The sequence below is a fragment of the Variovorax sp. RA8 genome (genome assembly GCF_901827175.1).
Taxonomy (GTDB): Bacteria; Pseudomonadota; Gammaproteobacteria; order Burkholderiales; family Burkholderiaceae_C; genus Variovorax.
In genome coordinates this window covers 3,169,976-3,187,051 of the sequence record NZ_LR594662.1, presented here as the reverse complement: position 1 = coordinate 3,187,051, position 17,076 = coordinate 3,169,976, and the positions used below count along the sequence as shown (strand labels likewise).

Genomic DNA, 17,076 nt, shown 5'->3' with positions numbered 1-17,076 from the left:
AGGCACCCGGGGCTGGACGGGGAACACTCGCACCACACCAACAAGAGTATCCGCACGCGCCCCGCGATGACGGGGTGCGCGCCAGCCCCAGCCCCGAAATCATGCATGTCATCGACCACTCTACCCTGCCTCGCCTACATGCCGATGGGCGGCAGCGCTTTGCCGCGGCCCATCGGGGCCTGGGCTTTGCGCCGTTCGAGCTCTGGATGGAAGTCCTCGAGATCGACGCACGCGTCGACCTCCAGCCCATCGAATGTGCCCGGGTCGTGCTGGTGCTCACCGGCCACGGCAAGCTCGTGGTCGACGGTGCGGCCCAACGCTTCCACGCCCCCTGCAGCCTGGTGCTGCCCGCCGGGATCGACAGCCAGGTGGTCAATATCGGGGCCGAGCCCATGCAGCTCGTGACGGGTTTCACGCCGGCCGCTTCGGTATCGCCGCCGGCTTGAGCCTCGGCCCGGACCATGGCCCTTCGGCCTTGGCCCTCCATCCGGGCCGAACTGGCTCCTCTGGTCGATGTGCTCAAAACCTGGAAACCAAATACTTCGATCATGCGCAGGAAAGAGATGAATCGCTCTCCGGCGCCCCACTGATCGGAGACTGTCATGAGCTCAGCCGCTGCGACTTCGTTGGACAACCTGCATACCGGCCTTCAGCCCCTGCATCACCTGCCGCCCGAGAGGGCTCGCATCTTCGCCTCCCTGCAATCCGTGTTAAACCAAACCGCCGCGCGGTCTGTCGAGATCTGGCACAAGCTCTCGCGCAAGACCCAGATCCTGCTTGTCGCCCTCTCCATGACCTTCTCCAGCTTCGGTCTGTCGATGATCGTGGCGACCCTCTCGCGTTGATGCTCAGGGCCAGCGAGCCGGGTGGCTGCCCGGCGGCATCGAAGGCCATCGCCAGGCGAGCGGCGTTCGCGCCAGCCGTGCACTGAGCCGCATGCTCCGGAGTTCGCCGAATCCTGAGGCGGCGCTTTCCAGCCAGGGCTCGATCTTCGGGCGGGGCATCTCGAAGCCACCCGGTATCCGGCCCAGGCCGCGCAGCCACTGCCCGGTCTGCGCCAGCGAGACCTGGACGTGCCAGCTGCCGCCTTCACGCTGCTGGCGCCACAGCGCCGCCGCCGCGCCCATCGCGATCAGGTAGCCGGTCGCCTCGTCGAGGATCTGCATCGGAAGGGGCCGCGGCTTGCCCTCCCCGGCTGCCTCGCCCTCGGCGTGGTTGAAGCCCATGGCCGTCTGCACCAGCGAATCGAAGCCGCGCCGCGGCGCCCAAGGGCCCTGCGTGCCATAGGCCGAGAGCGAGACATGAACGATGCCGGGGCACCGGCGCGCAGTCTGCTCGGGGCCGAAGCCCAGTTCGGCCAGGCCGCCGGGCCGATAGCCCTGCACGAACACATGTGCCTCGGCCAACAGCTCCTCGAGCGAGGTCCGCCCGGCCTCGCCGCGCAGGTCCAGATGCGCCGAAAGCTTGCCTCGGCTGGTGTCCGCAATGGCCTCGATGTTCGGCAGATGCGGTGCGTTGACCAGCATGACATCCGCACCGAAGGCCGCCAGCGCGCGGCAGCCGACGGGGCCGGCCAGCACGCGCGTGAGATCCAGCACCCGCAGGCCCGCGAGCGGCGGCTGCGATTCGGCCAGCGGCGCCAACGTCCGCGGCGGCGCCTCGCCGATGCGCTCGAGGGTGAACAGGGGCTGGGCCGCGATCGCCCGGCCCTGCGGCGTCGCATCCCATTCGTCGAACCGGCGCAGCGCGGTGGCGACCAGGCCGGCCTCGGCCGCGGCAGTTTCGAACTCGATCGCGTTCCAGCCCCTCATGGCGGCCTCGGCGTCGGCCGGCTGCGCCGTCGAGGGGTCCAGCCCCATCAGGCGCAGCGCGCCATCGCGGTGGTGGGCGAAGTTCGCATGCACGCGAACCCAGCCGTCGGCACAGCGGTAGAGGCCCGAAAAGGGATCCCACTGCGGCGCCACCCGCCCGTCCAGGCTGAACCAGGCGGTGCATTCCAGCGCCGCATGCAGCATGTCGACCGAGACCTGCTGGCGCGGCGTGCCGCGCAGATGGCCGAGCTCGCAGGCCGCGAGCGCGGCGGCAGCGATGCTGGCCTGCGCGGCCGTGCCGACGGCGAAGGAGGAAGGCAGCACCGGGTCGGCGCCGGTCAGGCGGGCGAAGGCCAGGGCCTGCGGCGGCAGCGCGGCCTGGGCCCAGAGGGACTGGAGGACTTCTTCGGAGCGCATGGCGTTGTCGTCAAGGGTTCGAGCGCCGCCGCCCTCACCCCTGCCCTGTCCCGGAGGGAGAGGGAGCAGTCTGCCTAATGCAGGAGCTTGACGCCGGTCTTGGCCTGCAGCGCCTCGAAGGTGACGCCGTCGGCCAATTCGATCACCTTCAGGCCCTCGGGGGTGACGTCCATCACTGCCAGGTCGGTGATCACACGGTCCACCACGCCCACGCCGGTCAGCGGCAGGGTGCACTCCTCGAGGATCTTGAGGTCCTCGGTGCCATCCTTCTTGCGCGCCACATGCTCCATCAGCACGATCACGCGCTTCACGCCGGCCACCAGGTCCATGGCGCCGCCCATGCCCTTGACCATCTTGCCGGGGATCATCCAGTTGGCCAGGTCGCCCTTGGCGCTGACCTGCATGGCGCCGAGGATCGAGAGGTTGATCTTGCCGCCCCGGATCATCGCGAAGCTGTCGTGGCTGCCGAAGATGGCCGAGCCCGGCAGCGTGGTCACGGTTTGCTTGCCGGCGTTGATCAGGTCGGCGTCGACCTGGTCCTCGGTCGGGAAGGGGCCGATGCCCAGCATGCCGTTCTCGCTCTGCAGCCACACTTCCTTGTCGCCGACGAAGTTGGCCACCAACGTGGGAATGCCGATGCCGAGGTTCACGTAGAAGCCGTCTTCCAGCTCCTGGGCGGCGCGCGCCGCCATCTGGTCTTGGGTCCAGGGCATATCAGACTCCTTTGTTGCTGCTGTTCTTGACGGGGGCCGGCACCTCGCTGCCGGCGGCTGCCTGGGCGATGGCGGCCTGGGCCTCGACCTTGGCGGCGGCCACATCGACGGCCGCGCTCACGGTGCGCTTCTCGATCCGCTTCTCCGGATGGGCGTTGAGCACGATGCGATGCACGTAGATGCCCGGCAGGTGGATGTCGTCCGGTGCCAGTTCGCCGACCTCGACGATTCTTTCGACCTCGACGATGCAGATCTTGCCGGCCATTGCCGCGGCCGGATTGAAGTTGCGCGCCGTCAGGCGGAAGCGCAGGTTGCCCGACTTGTCGGCCACGTCAGCCTTGACCAGCGCCACGTCGGGCACCAGCGAACGCTCCATCACGTAGGTCTCGCCGTCGAACTCGCGCAGTTCCTTGCCCTCGGCCACCAGCGTGCCGACGCCGGTCTTGGTGAAGAAGGCCGGGATGCCTGCACCGCCGGCACGCAGCTTCTCCGCCAGCGTGCCCTGGGGCGTGAACTCGAGCTCCAGCTCCTTGGCCAGGTACTGGCGCTCGAACTCCTTGTTCTCGCCGACGTAGCTCGCAATCATCTTCTTGATCTGGCGCGTCTCCAGCAGCTTGCCGAGGCCGAAGCCGTCGACGCCGGCGTTGTTGGAGATGCAGGTCAGGTTCTTGACGCCCGAATCGTGCAGTGCGTCGATCAGGGCTTCGGGAATGCCGCACAGGCCGAAGCCGCCGACCGCGAGCGTCTGGCCATCGGCGACGACGCCCTTGAGCGCCGCGTCGGCGGAGGGATAGATCTTGTTCGCCATGATTCCTCGTTCGGAAATGGTGGTTGATGGACAAGCCGGACGATACTACGTATGCGCATACGTAGTATTTCGTAATGGAGACACCGGACACCGCCCTCGCCCCCATCGACTACCGGCTCGCCTTCGAGGAGGCGCCGGTGGGCATGGTGCTGTCGCGCCATCGAATCATCGTCGATTGCAACGCGCGCCTGTGCGAAATGTTCGGCGCGACGCGCGAGGTGCTGATCGGCCAGTCCTTCCGCGTGCTCTACCCGAGCGTCGCCGAATTCGAGCGTATCGGCAAGCGCATGGAGCCGATCCTCAACGCCAGCGGCCGCTACGCCGACAACCGCATGATGCGGCGCGTCGGCGGCCTGCACGGCGCCTTCGCCGGCGAGACCTTCTGGTGCCACGTGAGCGGTCAGGCGCTCAATCGCGCGGCACCGCACGAGGCCGGCATCTGGACCTTCGAGGACCTGGGCTCGCGCCGCGCGGCCAAGGCGGAGCTCACACCGCGCGAGCGCGAGGTCGCGGCGCAGCTGATGAAGGGCCTGACCTCGAAGGAGATCGGGCGGGCGCTGGGCATCAGCCACCGCACGGTCGAGATCCACCGCGCGCGGCTGATGCGCAAGTACGCCGCGGCGACGACGGCGGAACTGGTGCAGAAGCTCATGGCGGGCTGAGCGGATGCTGCAAAAGCTCGTCGTCCTTGCTCTCGCTGCCTGCTCCCTGGCGGGCTGCGGCACGGGCTCGGAGCCACCGACGCGCCAGGCCGGCGCCGCACCGCAGCCAACCGACTGCCATGCCCGCGTGGGTGCCGACCGCAACGCCGAGCTGCCGGGCTACCTTCTGCCGGGCGCGAAGGGCACGACTGTCTGCGTCCCGTTGCTGCTGAGCGCCACCCGTCCGCCGCCGGACTACCAGGGGCGCGACTTCCACGTCGACGAATTCACGGATGCCAGGCTCAAGGCGCGCTGGCGTTCCTGCAAGGCCGATGCCGCCTGCTTCCGGCGCATCGACGCCCAGATGCAGCGATGGCTGCCGCCCAACAGGGAGCGCGCGCGACGCTCCACCGGCGTGCTCGACCCTTCCGGCCGGATCGACCCCGAGGGCGAGGTGGACCTGCGCCATATCCGGCGCCCCGCCTTCTTCGCGAAAGCGCCCTACCGCGAATCGATCGCCCAGGCGGAGCCACGCACCTACACCGTCGAGTTCAGCGCGCCGCGCGACACCTTCGAGCGCATCGACCTGAAGATGCGCGACACGATCAAGCTGCGCGGCTGGTACATCGAAGGTGCGGGCGTGGACGATGGCCACGGCGGCCGCCTGCGCGCGCTGGTGATCATGGCCAACGGCGGCGGCGGGCAGATGACCGCCATCCAGCACCCGGACGAGAAGGCCTACCGCATCGACGCCGCTACCGGCCGAACCATCGCCAACGCCTTTCCCAACGCCACCACCGAGACCATGGGCCAGCGCTGGTGGCGCGAAAACCTGCAGGCACTGAACGTCGCCGGCTTCGACGTGCTGGCCTACGACAGGCGCGGCGAGGGCATATCCGGCGGGTTCAGCGACACCAACACGCTCGAACAGGGTGAAGATGTGTTCCGCGCGCTCGAGCAGCTGGAAAGCGGCCAGGGCCTGCGCCTGCTCACGCCCTCGGGCCAACTGCTCGAAGGCGCCGCGGCCGGTGGCCGGCTGCTGGCGGGCATGAAGGCCAGGCAGATCCCGATCCTGCTCGGCGGCTACTCGCGCGGCTCCATGTCGATGGCCTGGGCGATGACGAAGAACTTCGTCGAGTCCTGCAGCTATGACATGCCAGTCGTCACCTGCGCGCCGCCGAAGGGCTACACGAACATCAAGGGCGCGATCCTGCTCGCCTCCTTCGCGAGCGGCGCGGGCTACGTGCCGGCCGCAGCCGACCTGGCCGATCGCAACCTGTTCCTCGGCGGGATGGCGGCCGAGCATCACATCGTCTTCTATCCCAGCTCGGCCACGCTCGCGGGCATGGCGAGCTGGCCCGCCGCGTTCTTCGGCAAGGGGCTGTGGGACCGTGCCGAGAGCCTGGAGGGCACCATCGCCGCCTACGACCGCATCCGGGGCCTGAAGGAGATCGTGGTCGCGCGCGGCCCGCATTCGATCGAGACCTGGGACCCGGAAGACTTGCGCTACCTGCAGGAACGCATGGTCGCCTTCGCGAAGGCGGCGGTGACGGGCGCGTCGACCGTGCCCGGTGCCAGGCCATGGACCGACCTCAAGAGCCTGGTCGCGACCACGCTGATTGCTGGGCGCTCTCCTCCGGACAGCGTCAGCCCGCCCTGCGAAAAGTCAGATTGATGCGACAGCCTCCCGTCAGGGGATGCGCACCCGCCTTCACCGGCAACACACCGTGGTAGTGCAGCCGCGAAGGCCCACCCCACACCACCACGTCGCCATGCGCGAGCGGCACGCGCTGCGCCTTGTCGGAGCGCTTCGGTCCGCCGAACAGGAACACGGCCGGCAGGCCCAGCGAGACCGAGACGATCGGCCAGTCGTAGTTACCCTCGTCGCGGTCCTGGTGCAGCGAGAGCCGCGTGCCCGGCTCGTAGCGGTTGATCAGGCAGGCGTCCGGCGCGAAGCCTTCGAAGCCGCCCGCGCGCGCGGCGGCCGCAGCCAGGTCGAGGAAGGCAGCGGGCATCGCCGGCCAGGGCTGTCCGCTGTCAGGATCGTTCTCGTCATAGCGATACCCGCTGCGGTCGGAGACCCAGCCCAGCCGGCCGCAGTTGCTCATCGCCACCGACATGCGAAAGCCGCCGGGCGTGATCAGGTGACGCAGCGGTGCCCGCTCCAGCACCTCTTCGACCCCGGCCAGCAGTTGCTCTTCGTGCGGTCGCGCGAAGCCGCGCAGCAGCACCGCGCCGGGCGCGAGGGGCTGCGTCGCCGGCAGCGCCGGCGCGTCGAGATCGTCGAATAAATCGGGCGTCATGGTGTCAGGCGGCATCGTGAAAGATGATGCCCGCCGTATGCCGATGCCCCGAGCGCACCCGGCTCACGCCATGCCGCAGGTTGACGCGATAGACGCCGCGCATGCCCTGCACCGGCCGGTGATGCACCGCGATCACCGCCGCATCGCCCTGGCGCAGCGGTAGCACCATCGGACGCGACTGCATGCGCGGGCGCTGCTCGGTCATCACGAACTCGCCGCCGGTGAAATCGCGGCCCGGCTCGGACAGCAGGATCACCAGCTGCAGCGGGAACACGTGCTCGCCGTACAGGTCCTGGTGCAGGCAGTTGTAGTCGCCCTCGCCGTATTGCAGCAGAAGCGGCGTAGGCCGCGTCTGCCCCGCCGCATGGCAGCGCGCGATGAACTCCGCGTGTTCCGGCGGATAGCGCACGTCGATGCCCATGACCTGGTTCCAGCGGTTCGCGATCGGCGCGAGCTGCGGATACATCTCTTCTCGCAGGCCCGCCAGCCGCTCGGGCAGTGGGTAGTCGAAGTACTTGTACTCGCCGCGCCCGAAGCCGTGGCGCTCCATCAGCACGCGGCTGCGGAACAGCGGATCGAGCGGATACAAGGCCGCGAGAGACTCGCACGCCTCGCGCGACAGCAGGCCTTCGATCAGCGCGCTGCCCTCGGCATCGAGATCCAGCGCCACGCGGTCCCAGTCGATCATGCCGCCTCGGCCTCCCGCTTCAGCAGCGCGCTCTTGCGCTCCACGCCCCAGCGATAACCCGAGAGCGCGCCGTCGCTGCGCACCACGCGATGGCAGGGGATCGCAACCGCCAGCGCGTTGGCGCCGCAGGCCTGCGCCACCGCACGCACCGACTTCGGGCTGCCGATGCGCTCGGCGATCTCGGCGTAGCTGGCCGTGCTGCCCGGCGGGATCTCGCGCAGCGCCTGCCATACGCGCTGCTGGAAGGCCGTGCCGCGCACGTCCAGCGGCAGGTCCAGCCCCACGCCCGGTGCCTCGACGAAGCCCACCACCCGCGCGACCAGTTGTTCGAAAGCCGGGTCGCCGCCGATCAGCCGGGCGTTCGGAAAGCGGTCCTGCAGCTCGCGCGCCAGCACATCGGGGTCGTCGCCCAGCGCGATGGCGCAGACGCCGCGTTCGCTCTGCGCCACCAGGATCGCGCCGAGCGCGCACTGGCCGATGGCGAAGCGGATGTCGGTGTCGGCGCCGCCGGCGCGAAAGCGTGTCGGCGTCATGCCCAGCACCTCGTTCGAGCGCTCGTAGAAGCGGCCGTTGGAGTTGTAGCCCGCGTCGTAGATCGCGTCCGTCACGCTCCCGCTGCGCCCCAGCGCTTCGCGCACGCGCCGGTCGCGACGCGCCGCGGCATAGGCCTTGGGCGTGAGCCCCGTGACTTCCTTGAAGATGCGATGCAGGTGAAAGCTGCTGAGCCCGGCGCGATCGGCCAGTTGGTTCAGCGTCGGTGCCTCGTCGGCGTTCTCGATGAAGCGGCACAGCTCGGCCACCTGGGCTGCTTGCTGCGCGGCACGCGCCGGCTCGTCGGGCTTGCAGCGCCTGCAGGGCCTGAAGCCCGCGCGCTCCGCATCGGCAGCCGTCGCGTGGAAGGCCACGTTCTCGGGACGCGGCTGGCGCGCCCCGCAGGACGGCCGGCAGTACACACCGGTGCTGCGTACCGAATAGAAGAACTGTCCGTCGGCCGCCGCATCGCGCGCGACCACCGCCGCCCAGCGTGGATCGCCTGCGGTTTGAAGGGCGCGGATCTCGTTGGGGTTGGTCATCATGTTCATTGCAAGTCCTTTGTGGATCGATGAACCGATTCTGGAGATCGGCACTGTCATGCGCACTCCGGGCCTTGCTTTCGAATTCGATCTGCGATCGTAGGACAAGGCCGCCAGCGCGGTCTGGGGCTTGCGCCCTCCGCCTACGGGGTGCGGGTCCGAGCCTCGTTACCATCTTGGCCGATGATCGACCGCCGTTCACTCCTCACCGCCGGTGGCGCCTCGATGGCGCTCGCCGCCCTCGGATTCCCTGCAGATGCCCTCGCGGCCGGGGAAGTCAAGCTCAGCCAGCCTCGCCCTTTTTCTTTCGAACGTCTTGTTACCGAAGCCAAGACCATTGCAGGCCGGCCCTACGTCGCCGACACCTCGCTGCCCGCCGAGGTGCTGCAGCGCATCGACTACGACGCGCACGGCAAGATCAAGTACAACCCCGAGCTCGCGGTCTTCCGCGACGGCCCCGGCCAATTTCCCGTCACCTTCTTCCACCTGGGCCGCTACTTCCAGACGCCGGTCCACATGTACGTGACCGAGGCCGCCAGCGGCGACGGCTTTGCGCGCGAGGTCCTCTACGACAGCGCCTATTTCACGATGCCCGCGGACAGCCCTGCGCGCCAGCTGCGCGAGGGCGCCGGCTTCGCCGGCTTCCGGCTGCAGGAAAGCCGCCTGGGCGACCAGAAAAAGCTGGCCTGGCAGACCAACGACTGGGTCGCCTTCCTCGGCGCCTCCTATTTCCGCGCCATCGGCGAGCTCTACCAGTACGGGCTGTCCGCGCGCGGCATCGCGCTCGACGCCGCCATGCCCGACCGGCCCGAAGAGTTTCCCAACTTCACCCGCTTCTATTTCGAGCCACCGGCCACCCCCGAGGCCAACACCATGACGGTGTATGCCCTGCTCGAAGGCCCCAGCATCACCGGCGCCTACAAGTTCGTCATGCAGCGGACCCGCGCGGTGCTGATGGACATCGAGGCGCGCCTGTTCCTGCGCCGCGACGTCGGCCGCCTCGGGCTGGTGCCGCTGACCTCGATGTTCTGGTACGGCGAGACGGTCAAGCCGACCGCCATCGACTGGCGGCCCGAGGTGCACGACTCCGACGGCCTCGCGATCTGGAACGGTGCGGGCGAGCGCATCTGGCGCCCGCTCAACAATCCGTCCCAGACCCGCGCCTCGGCCTTCAGCGACACGCGCCCGCGCGGCTTCGGCCTGCTGCAGCGCGACCGCAACTTCGACCACTACCAGGACGGCGTGCTCTACGAGAAGCGGCCCAGCCTCTGGGTCGAGCCGCTGGGCGATTGGGGGGAGGGCTCGGTGCAGCTGATCGAGATCCCGACCGACGACGAGATCCACGACAACATCCTGGCCTGCTGGGTGCCTAAGGCGCCGGCCAAGGCCGGCGCGAGCTACCAGCTCAAATACAGGCTGCACTGGACCGACCAGGAGCCCTTCCCCTCGCCGCTGGCGCACTGCATCGCCACGCGCCTCGGCCGCGGCGGCCAGCCGGGCACGCAGCGTCCGGCGGGCGTGCGCAAGTTCATGGTCGAGTTCATCGGCAAGCCGCTCGAAGCCATACCCTTCGGCGTCAAGCCCGAACTGGTGCTCACGGCCTCGCGCGGCAAGTTCTCCTACATCTTTGCCGAGGCGGTGCCCAACGGCGTGCCGGGCCACTGGCGCGCGCAGTTCGACTTCACGGCCGAGGGTACGGAGCCGGTGGACATGCGGCTGTACCTCAAGAACGGCGACCAGACGCTGACGGAGACCTGGCTGTACCAGTACCAGCCGGGCTGAGGGGGGCGGATGCCGCCGCGGCACCCCGCCGCGCGCCGATGTCATGGCCGCGTCACTCGGCGACGGCATGGTCCGGGCTTTCATCGCAAGAAGCAGCCGCACCATGCAACGCACCGCCACGTCCTTTTCCTTCATCGCCCTCGCCGCCGCCCTGGCCTGCAGCCCGGCGAACGCGCAGACCGCCTACCCCGCCACGCTGGCCGGCCACGCGCTGATACCGGCCCGGACCTTCATCGCCGCGCCCAAGGATGCGCCGGCCGACCTGCAGGTCAGCGGCAAGTTCACCACCGGCAAGCGGGTGGAGAAGATCGGCAGCGTGGAAGGCCTGTCGGGCGGCCGCGGCACCGGCGTCTCGGTGCCCTTCAAGGGCCAGCCGGTCCAGGGCCAGTCGGGCATCAAGAAGATGGAGGACGGCAGCTTCTGGGTGCTCACCGACAACGGGGCGGGCGCCAAGGCCAACTCGCCGGATTTCATGCTCTACCTCAACCACTACAAGGTGGACTTCAAGAGCGGCCGCTTCAACCGCCTGGGCACGGTGTTCGTGCACGATCCGGACAAGAAGGTGCCCTTCCGCATCGTCCATGAAGGGACGAAGCAGCGCTACCTCACGGGCTCTGACTTCGATCCCGAGAGCTTCCAGTTCGCCGGCGGCGCGCTATGGATCGGTGAGGAGTTCGGCCCCTACCTGATCAAGGCCGACCCGAAAGGCAAGGTGCTCGCGGTGTTCGAGACCCAGGTCGACGGCAAGACCGTGCGTTCGCCCGACCATCCGGCCGTGACCACCCCGGGCGCACCCGGCGGCCCGGTCGATTTCCAGGTCAAGCGCTCAAAGGGCTTCGAAGGCATGGCCGCGTCCAAGGACGGCAGCAAGCTCTACGCGCTGCTCGAAGGCCCGGTGTGGAACGCCGAGGCCAAGGACTACGAGCGCGTCGACGGCAAGGAGGCGCTGCGCGTGCTGGAGTTCGACGTCGCGAGCGAGAAGTGGACCGGCCGCCACTGGAAGTACCCGCTGGACGCCAACGGCCACGCCATCGGCGACTTCAACATGGTCGATGCCACCACCGGCCTGGTCATCGAGCGGGACAACGGCGAAGGCACGCCGGACAAGGCCTGCCTCGAAGCCCAGAAGCGGGCCGACTGCTTCCACGACCTCGCGAAGTTCAAGCGCGTCTACAAGATCGAGATGAGCGACGCCAACGTCGGCCAGGCGGCGCGCAAGATCGGCTACATCGACCTGCTGCAGATCGCCGACCCGAGCAAGCTGTCGCGCAAGCCCACGGTCGAGGGTGTGCTGAGCTTCCCCTTCTTCACCATCGAGAACGTCGAGGTGGTGGACGCGACGCACATCGTGGTGGGGAACGACAACAACCTGCCCTTCTCGAGCAGCCGGGAGCCGAACAAGGCGGATGACAACGAACTGGTGTTGTTGGAGGTGGGGGAGTTCTTGCGGGCAAAGTGAGGCAGCGGGCGTCTCGAAGATCGAGCGCCCTCACCCCCGCTTCGGGGCAACTCAGCGCTTCGTCACCGAGATCAACTCGATCTCGAAGTTGAGCGTGGCATTCGGCGGAATCACCCCGCCGGCCCCCCGCGTCCCGTACGCAATGGCAGGCGGGCAGGTCAGCTTGGCCTTCCCGCCGGGCTTCATCTTCTGCACCCCTTCGGTCCAGCACGGGATCACGCCGTTGAGCGGGAACTCGGTCGGCTCGTTGCGCTTGTAGGAGCTGTCGAATTCCTTGCCGCTGTCCGGAAAGGTGCCGCGGTAGTGCACCTTGACCACGTCGGTGGCCGACGGCGAGGCGCCGCTGCCCTCCTTCAGCGACTGGTACACCAGCCCGCTGGGCGTGGTGACGGGCGCGGTCTGCGCCAGCGCGATGGGCAGCGCGCACAAGGAGGCGAGGGCTGCGGTGGTCAGGCGAAAAAAGGAATGCACGTGACGGTCTCCCGGATTGGTTGAAAACAGTCCATTATTTACCCTACCCTGAACTCTTCTCGCGGCAGATGCCAGATGCGCTACCGGACGACCCTCCATTCGCAATCCTTCGCCTTCGACGACCTCCGGCAGGTCATGGCCTTCGCCAGCCCGGCACGCTCCGGCGACTACCTGGCGGGCATCGGCGCGACGACCGCGCAGCAGCGCATGGCAGCGCGCCACGTGCTGGCCGAGACGCCCCTCACGCAGTTCCTGAACGAGGCACTGATCCCCTACGAAGAGGACAACATCACCCGCCTCATCATCGACGGCCACGATGCGGCCGCCTTCGCGCCGGTGGCGCACCTGACGGTCGGCGACTTCCGCAACTGGCTTCTTTCGGAACAGGCGAGCACGCAGACGCTGACATCGCTCGTCGCCGGCCTGACGCCGGAGATGGTGGCTGCGGTCTCCAAGCTCATGCGCAACCAGGACCTGATCGCCGTGGCGCGCAAGTGCTGCGTGGTCACGCGTTTTCGCGACACCATCGGCCTGCCCGGCCACCTCGCGGTCCGGCTGCAACCCAACCACCCGACCGATGATCTCCGCGGCATCGCCGCCTCCATGCTCGACGGCCTGCTGATGGGCGCCGGCGACGCGGTGATCGGCGTCAACCCCGTGACCGACAGCCTGCAGCACCTGGGCGAGCTGCTGCGCATGCTCGACGAGGTGATCCAGCGCTTCGAGGTGCCGACGCAGAGCTGCGTGCTGACCCACGTGACCCATGCGATCAAGCTGGTCGAGTCCGGCGCGCCGGTGGACCTGGTGTTCCAGTCCATCGGCGGCACCGAGAAGACCAACCGCTCCTTCGGCATCACGCCCGAGCTGCTGGACGAGGCCCATGCGGCGGGCCAATCGCTCGCGCGCGGCACGGTGGGCCGCAACCTCATGTACTTCGAGACCGGCCAGGGCAGCGCGCTCTCGGCCGATGCCAACTTTGGCGTCGACCAGCAGACCTGCGAGGCGCGCGCCTATGCGCTGGCGCGCCGCTACCAGCCGCTGCTGATCAACACCGTGGTCGGATTCATCGGGCCGGAATACCTCTACGACGGCAAGCAGATCATCCGGGCCGGCCTGGAAGACCATTTCTGCGGGAAGCTCCTGGGCCTGCCGCTGGGCTGCGACATCTGCTACACCAACCACGCCGAGGCCGACCAGGACGACATGGACACCCTGCTGGTGCTGCTGGGCACTGCGGGCATCAACTTCATCATGGGCGTGCCGGGCGCGGACGACGTGATGCTCAACTACCAGAGCACCTCCTTCCACGATGCGCTCTTCCTGCGCGAGTCGATGGGGCTGAAGCGCGCGCCCGAGTTCGAGGCCTGGCTGCAGCGGATGCAGATCACCGACATCGCGGGCCGGCTGCAGCCGCCCTCCTCCAACCGGCTGCTCGCGGACATGCGTTCGCTGAAGGCGCTGACATGAGGCGCGCGGCCGCCCCGAAGGCTCATGGTGCCGCAGCCCAAGGAACGGAGGTCGCCTTGTGAGCGACCCTGTCACGCATAGTCCCTGGGCCGACTGGCGCAGCGCAACGCCCGCGCGCCTCGCGCTCGGACGCGCCGGCGCCGGCATGCCGACGGACGAGGTGCTGCGATTCGGCTGGGCGCATGCGATGGCGCGCGATGCGATCCATGCGGCGCTGGATGCCGACGCACTCGAAGTCTCGCTGCGCGCCGAGGGCTGGGAGGTGCTGCGGGTGCGCAGCCGCGCGCCGGACCGCGCGACATACCTGCGGCGCCCCGACCTGGGCAGGCAGCTCGACCCGGAGGATGCAACAGCCCTGCGCGCGCGGGCGACCCCGTCGATCGATCTCGGCATCGTGATCGGCGACGGCCTCTCTTCCCTGGCCGCGGCGCGTCACGCGCTGCCGCTGCTGTCCGCCTTGCGCCCGCAACTGCCCGCCTCGCTGCGGCTCGCGCCGCTCGTGATCGCCACGCAGGCGCGCGTGGCGCTCGCGGACGAGATCGGCGAAGCCTTCGGCGCCCGGCTGGTCGCGATGCTGATCGGCGAGCGCCCCGGGCTCAGCTCGCCCGACAGCCTTGGCATCTACATCACCCACGCACCGCGCCGTGGCCGGCACGACGCCGAGCGCAATTGCATCTCGAACGTGCGCCCGGAGGGCCTGCCTTGCGAAGCGGCGGCCTTCAGGCTGGCCTGGTTCGTCCGCGAGGCGCTGCGCCGTGGCCTGACGGGCGTGGCGCTCAAGGACGAAAGCGCATCGGCCGTTGTCGCGCTGGAGGATTCACCAGCGGCGCTCGGCCCTTCGGGCTAGTCTCTCCCTATGATGGCCGTTCTGCCGCACGCCCCAGGAGACGCCATGACCGCCCCGCGCTACCCTCTCGCCGAGCTCAAGGACCTGCCCGAAGACATCCGCGCCAGGGTGCTCGAGGTGCAGGAGAAGGCCGGCTTCGTTCCCAATGTGTTCCTCGCCCTCGCGCGCCGCCCGGCCGAATGGCGCGCCTTCTTCGCCTACCACGATGCACTGATGCTGAAGGAGGAAGGCTCGCTCACCCAGGGCGAGCGCGAGATGATCGTCACCGCCACCAGCGCCGCCAACCGCTGCCTGTACTGCGTGGTGGCGCACGGCGCGCTCTTGCGCATCTACGAGAAGAAGCCGCTGGTGGCCGACCAGGTGGCGGTCAACTGGCGCAAGGCCGACATCACGCCGCGCCAGTTTGCAATGCTCGAGTTCGCGATGAAGGTGTGCGAGCGTTCGCACGAGATCGGCGACAGCGATTTTGCGCCGCTGCACGCGCATGGGTTCAGCGACGAGGACATTTGGGATATCGCTGCCATCACCGCCTTCTTCGGGCTTTCGAATCGGATGGCGAGCTTCAGCGGGATGCAGCCGAATGCGGAGTTTTATTTGCTGGGGCGGGTGCCGAGGGACAAGAAGTAGCGCTTCTCTTCTTGCTTCCTCTCTTTCTGGGAGAGGGTGGATGCGGGCACCTGGCCTTCTGTATGTACGTTGCTGCTGGTTTGAGGCCGGAGCCGGGACGAACCCCCGGCTCCAGCCTCGACACGACAGCAACGTACGAGTTCAACCGAACGGGTGCGCTCACCCCACCCCTCGGCACGACGCCAACGCATCCAACCCCGCCTTGTAGGTCGGTGTCCGCACATCCATCACCCCCAGCACCGTGTGATAGAGGTTGTCATGCGTCAACGGCGCATCGAGCCCCGCCTCCATGCAGCCGCTCGACAGCCCCGCACGCTCGCGCATGTGCGGCCCGAACCACATCACCATCGGAATGTGCTTCTGCACCTCCGGCGCAAAGCTGTAAGGCACGCCGTGCAGGAACAACCCATACTCGCCGAGCGACTCCCCGTGGTCGCTCAGGTAGAGCAAGGCCGTGTCGTAGCGCCCCGACTGCGCCTGCAGCCAATCGATGGTCCTGCCGAGAAAGCGATCGGTGTACGCAATCGAGTTGTCGAAGCCGTTCACCAGCTCCGCGTGGCTGCACTCGGCCAACGCATTGGTCTTGCATTCCGGCAGGAAGGGCTTGGCATCCGGCGAGGAGCGCTTGTAGTAGGCCGGACCATGACTGCCCATCTGGTGCATCACCAGCACGACACCCTTGGCGCGGCGCTCGGCCGGCAGCGCAGCCAGGCGCTCGTCCAGCCCCCGGAGCATGGCGTCGTCGAGGCATTCGTCGCCATCGCAGAGCGCGCTCTTCACATCCGGTGCGAGCTGGTCGAAGGCGAAGGCATGCGGAACACGGTCGCACACGCCCTTGCAGCCGCCGGGCTGGTTGTCGAGCCAGAACACCGCGAGGCCGGCGGCCTGCAGCACGTCCATCAGGTTCTCGTAGTCATCCTTGCGCGCCTCGAAGGCCGCCTTGCCCAGGGGCGAGAACATGCAGGGCACGGAAGCCAGCGTGTTGGTGCCGCAGGAATGGACGTCGCGCCAGGACAGCACCTTGCGCGCGGCCAGCACCGGCGTGGTGTCGCGGGCATAGCCGTTGAGACCGAAATGATCGGCCCGTGCGGTCTCACCGACCACCAGCACGAACAGCGGTGGCCGGGCCTGCGCCGCGTAGCTGGCGCCCAGCGCGGTGCCGCCCGAGATCGGAATCAGCTTGCGGCTGTGCCTGAACAGCGGCTTGAACGCCACCGATGACGCCGAATAGATGCTGGCCAGGGGATTGATCATGTAGCGCAGGTGGACGTTGTTGCGCATCAGGGGCGCGAGCTGCCGGTTCATCGCCAGCGCGCCGCCGATTGCCAGCGTGACAGCCATGACGAGCAGCAGCGCGTTGCGCCATGCATGCGACAGCAGGCCCATGGGCACCACACGCATGCGCCACAGGGCCCAGGCCGGCACGGCCGATACCAGCACGACTTGGGACAGCAGGCCCCAGCCCATGAGATCGCGTGCTTCGTGGAGGTCGGTCTGCATTGCATTGGCCAGCATGCTCGGGTCCATGACCGCGTGGTAGCTCAGCATGAAATGCTGCGCCACGGCGGCGACCACCACCACCGCGAACCACAGCGGCTTCATCCAGCGCGACCAGGCACTCAGCGACAGCAGGGCCACGGTGCCGCAGACGGCCAGCAGCGTCATCATCGCGACCTGGGGCACGTAGATACTGGGCGCGCCGCCTATGCGCGCCAGCTCATTCCACAGCGGCCAGTTGGCGGCCAATGCGAGATAGAGGCTCAGCCAGACGACGACGCTGCGCGCCGAGCGGGGCTGCGCCAGCCAGGCGTCGATGCGCCGCCACTGGGACGCGGTGGTCTCCACGGTGGAGGCGGCCTGCGCCAGGGGCGCGGCAACGGGGCGATCGTCAGAGAGGACGGAAGGCTGGACAGTCGAGAAGGGCATCCGGCGAGTCTGGAAAGCCGGACTGAAAACTCACTGAATGCCC

At 68.4% G+C, this 17,076-nt stretch carries 17 protein-coding genes; 9 read left to right on the top strand and 8 right to left on the bottom strand.

The features are described 5' to 3' along the window. Positions 1 to 206 precede the first annotated feature (206 nt). Together E5P3_RS14950 and E5P3_RS14945 are read left to right on the top strand one after the other, a co-directional pair. Positions 207 to 446, top strand: coding sequence for a cupin domain-containing protein (locus E5P3_RS14950; protein ID WP_162586710.1), 240 nt, complete (start codon positions 207 to 209; stop codon positions 444 to 446). Between the two features lie 156 nt (positions 447 to 602). After that, entirely contained in the window at positions 603 to 845 is a 243-nt protein-coding gene (locus E5P3_RS14945; protein WP_162586709.1) for a hypothetical protein, read from the top strand. 3 nt (positions 846 to 848) lie between these two features. Here E5P3_RS14945 and E5P3_RS14940 read toward each other — a convergent pair whose 3' ends face one another. The 3 genes from E5P3_RS14940 to E5P3_RS14930 all read right to left on the bottom strand — a co-directional run bounded on the left by E5P3_RS14940 (position 849) and on the right by E5P3_RS14930 (position 3,749). Further along, positions 849 to 2,228, bottom strand: a complete 1,380-nt coding sequence (locus E5P3_RS14940; RefSeq protein WP_162586708.1) for a CoA transferase — start codon at positions 2,226 to 2,228, stop codon at positions 849 to 851. A 74-nt stretch (positions 2,229 to 2,302) separates the two neighbouring features. Continuing rightward, positions 2,303 to 2,941, bottom strand: coding sequence for a 3-oxoacid CoA-transferase subunit B (locus E5P3_RS14935; RefSeq protein ID WP_162586707.1), 639 nt, complete (start codon positions 2,939 to 2,941; stop codon positions 2,303 to 2,305). A 1-nt stretch (position 2,942) separates the two neighbouring features. Continuing rightward, a complete protein-coding gene (locus E5P3_RS14930) occupies positions 2,943 to 3,749 on the bottom strand; it encodes a CoA transferase subunit A (protein ID WP_162586706.1) in 807 nt (268 codons plus the stop codon). Between the two features lie 74 nt (positions 3,750 to 3,823). Between E5P3_RS14930 and E5P3_RS14925 the strand changes: the two genes are divergently transcribed. Continuing rightward, a complete protein-coding gene (locus E5P3_RS14925; RefSeq protein WP_162586705.1) occupies positions 3,824 to 4,411 on the top strand; it encodes a LuxR C-terminal-related transcriptional regulator in 588 nt (195 codons plus the stop codon). Positions 4,412 to 4,415: 4 nt separating this feature from the next. After that, on the top strand, positions 4,416 to 6,065 hold the full coding sequence (locus tag E5P3_RS14920) for a hypothetical protein (protein WP_162586704.1): 1,650 nt from the start codon (positions 4,416 to 4,418) through the stop codon (positions 6,063 to 6,065). Here E5P3_RS14920 and alkB read toward each other — a convergent pair. The 3 genes from alkB to ada are packed head-to-tail and all read right to left on the bottom strand — an operon-like array spanning position 6,037 to position 8,463. Further along, on the bottom strand, positions 6,037 to 6,693 hold the full coding sequence (alkB, locus tag E5P3_RS14915; RefSeq protein ID WP_162586703.1) for a DNA oxidative demethylase AlkB: 657 nt from the start codon (positions 6,691 to 6,693) through the stop codon (positions 6,037 to 6,039). The two genes, E5P3_RS14920 and alkB, sit on opposite strands and share 29 nt — an antisense overlap. Before the next feature lie 4 nt (positions 6,694 to 6,697). Then, positions 6,698 to 7,381 carry a 2OG-Fe(II) oxygenase gene (locus tag E5P3_RS14910; RefSeq protein ID WP_162586702.1) on the bottom strand — a complete coding sequence of 228 codons (684 nt, stop codon included), beginning with the start codon at positions 7,379 to 7,381 and terminating at the stop codon, positions 6,698 to 6,700. After that, on the bottom strand, positions 7,378 to 8,463 hold the full coding sequence (gene ada, locus E5P3_RS14905) for a bifunctional DNA-binding transcriptional regulator/O6-methylguanine-DNA methyltransferase Ada (protein ID WP_162586701.1): 1,086 nt from the start codon (positions 8,461 to 8,463) through the stop codon (positions 7,378 to 7,380). The genes E5P3_RS14910 and ada overlap by 4 nt, the downstream gene beginning before the upstream one ends. A gap of 174 nt (positions 8,464 to 8,637) precedes the next feature. Here ada and E5P3_RS14900 point away from each other — a divergent pair, with 174 nt between their 5' ends. Both E5P3_RS14900 and E5P3_RS14895 read left to right on the top strand, forming a co-directional pair. Continuing rightward, positions 8,638 to 10,236, top strand: a complete 1,599-nt coding sequence (locus E5P3_RS14900; RefSeq protein ID WP_162586700.1) for a glucan biosynthesis protein — start codon at positions 8,638 to 8,640, stop codon at positions 10,234 to 10,236. Between the two features lie 103 nt (positions 10,237 to 10,339). After that, positions 10,340 to 11,695, top strand: a complete 1,356-nt coding sequence (locus tag E5P3_RS14895; RefSeq protein WP_162586699.1) for an esterase-like activity of phytase family protein — start codon at positions 10,340 to 10,342, stop codon at positions 11,693 to 11,695. A gap of 51 nt (positions 11,696 to 11,746) precedes the next feature. Here E5P3_RS14895 and E5P3_RS14890 read toward each other — a convergent pair whose 3' ends face one another. Next, on the bottom strand, positions 11,747 to 12,148 hold the full coding sequence (locus E5P3_RS14890; RefSeq protein WP_443083285.1) for an FKBP-type peptidyl-prolyl cis-trans isomerase: 402 nt from the start codon (positions 12,146 to 12,148) through the stop codon (positions 11,747 to 11,749). A gap of 93 nt (positions 12,149 to 12,241) precedes the next feature. Between E5P3_RS14890 and E5P3_RS14885 the strand changes: the two genes are divergently transcribed. The 3 genes from E5P3_RS14885 to E5P3_RS14875 are packed head-to-tail and all read left to right on the top strand — an operon-like array spanning position 12,242 to position 15,107. Then, positions 12,242 to 13,633, top strand: coding sequence for an ethanolamine ammonia-lyase subunit EutB (locus E5P3_RS14885; protein ID WP_162586697.1), 1,392 nt, complete (start codon positions 12,242 to 12,244; stop codon positions 13,631 to 13,633). Positions 13,634 to 13,691: 58 nt separating this feature from the next. After that, a complete protein-coding gene (eutC, locus tag E5P3_RS14880) occupies positions 13,692 to 14,480 on the top strand; it encodes an ethanolamine ammonia-lyase subunit EutC (RefSeq protein WP_162586696.1) in 789 nt (262 codons plus the stop codon). 45 nt (positions 14,481 to 14,525) lie between these two features. Continuing rightward, entirely contained in the window at positions 14,526 to 15,107 is a 582-nt protein-coding gene (locus E5P3_RS14875) for a peroxidase-related enzyme (RefSeq protein WP_162586695.1), read from the top strand. A gap of 159 nt (positions 15,108 to 15,266) precedes the next feature. On the opposite strand, the gene E5P3_RS14870 is transcribed toward E5P3_RS14875, so the two are convergent. Then, a complete protein-coding gene (locus E5P3_RS14870) occupies positions 15,267 to 17,033 on the bottom strand; it encodes a phosphoethanolamine transferase (RefSeq protein ID WP_162586694.1) in 1,767 nt (588 codons plus the stop codon). Between the last annotated feature and the right edge of the window lie 43 nt (positions 17,034 to 17,076).

Bases quoted from the DNA above. Each gene is read 5' to 3' on its own strand.
- E5P3_RS14950 (WP_162586710.1), top strand. From the start codon at position 207: ATGGAAGTCCTCGAGATCGACGCACGCGTCGACCTCCAGCCCATCGAA.
- E5P3_RS14945 (WP_162586709.1), top strand. From the start codon at position 603: ATGAGCTCAGCCGCTGCGACTTCGTTGGACAACCTGCATACCGGCCTT.
- E5P3_RS14940 (WP_162586708.1), bottom strand. From the start codon at position 2,228: ATGCGCTCCGAAGAAGTCCTCCAGTCCCTCTGGGCCCAGGCCGCGCTG.
- E5P3_RS14935 (WP_162586707.1), bottom strand. From the start codon at position 2,941: ATGCCCTGGACCCAAGACCAGATGGCGGCGCGCGCCGCCCAGGAGCTG.
- E5P3_RS14930 (WP_162586706.1), bottom strand. From the start codon at position 3,749: ATGGCGAACAAGATCTATCCCTCCGCCGACGCGGCGCTCAAGGGCGTC.
- E5P3_RS14925 (WP_162586705.1), top strand. From the start codon at position 3,824: ATGGAGACACCGGACACCGCCCTCGCCCCCATCGACTACCGGCTCGCC.
- E5P3_RS14920 (WP_162586704.1), top strand. From the start codon at position 4,416: ATGCTGCAAAAGCTCGTCGTCCTTGCTCTCGCTGCCTGCTCCCTGGCG.
- alkB (WP_162586703.1), bottom strand. From the start codon at position 6,693: ATGACGCCCGATTTATTCGACGATCTCGACGCGCCGGCGCTGCCGGCG.
- E5P3_RS14910 (WP_162586702.1), bottom strand. From the start codon at position 7,381: ATGATCGACTGGGACCGCGTGGCGCTGGATCTCGATGCCGAGGGCAGC.
- ada (WP_162586701.1), bottom strand. From the start codon at position 8,463: ATGAACATGATGACCAACCCCAACGAGATCCGCGCCCTTCAAACCGCA.
- E5P3_RS14900 (WP_162586700.1), top strand. From the start codon at position 8,638: ATGATCGACCGCCGTTCACTCCTCACCGCCGGTGGCGCCTCGATGGCG.
- E5P3_RS14895 (WP_162586699.1), top strand. From the start codon at position 10,340: ATGCAACGCACCGCCACGTCCTTTTCCTTCATCGCCCTCGCCGCCGCC.
- E5P3_RS14885 (WP_162586697.1), top strand. From the start codon at position 12,242: ATGCGCTACCGGACGACCCTCCATTCGCAATCCTTCGCCTTCGACGAC.
- E5P3_RS14875 (WP_162586695.1), top strand. From the start codon at position 14,526: ATGACCGCCCCGCGCTACCCTCTCGCCGAGCTCAAGGACCTGCCCGAA.
- E5P3_RS14870 (WP_162586694.1), bottom strand. From the start codon at position 17,033: ATGCCCTTCTCGACTGTCCAGCCTTCCGTCCTCTCTGACGATCGCCCC.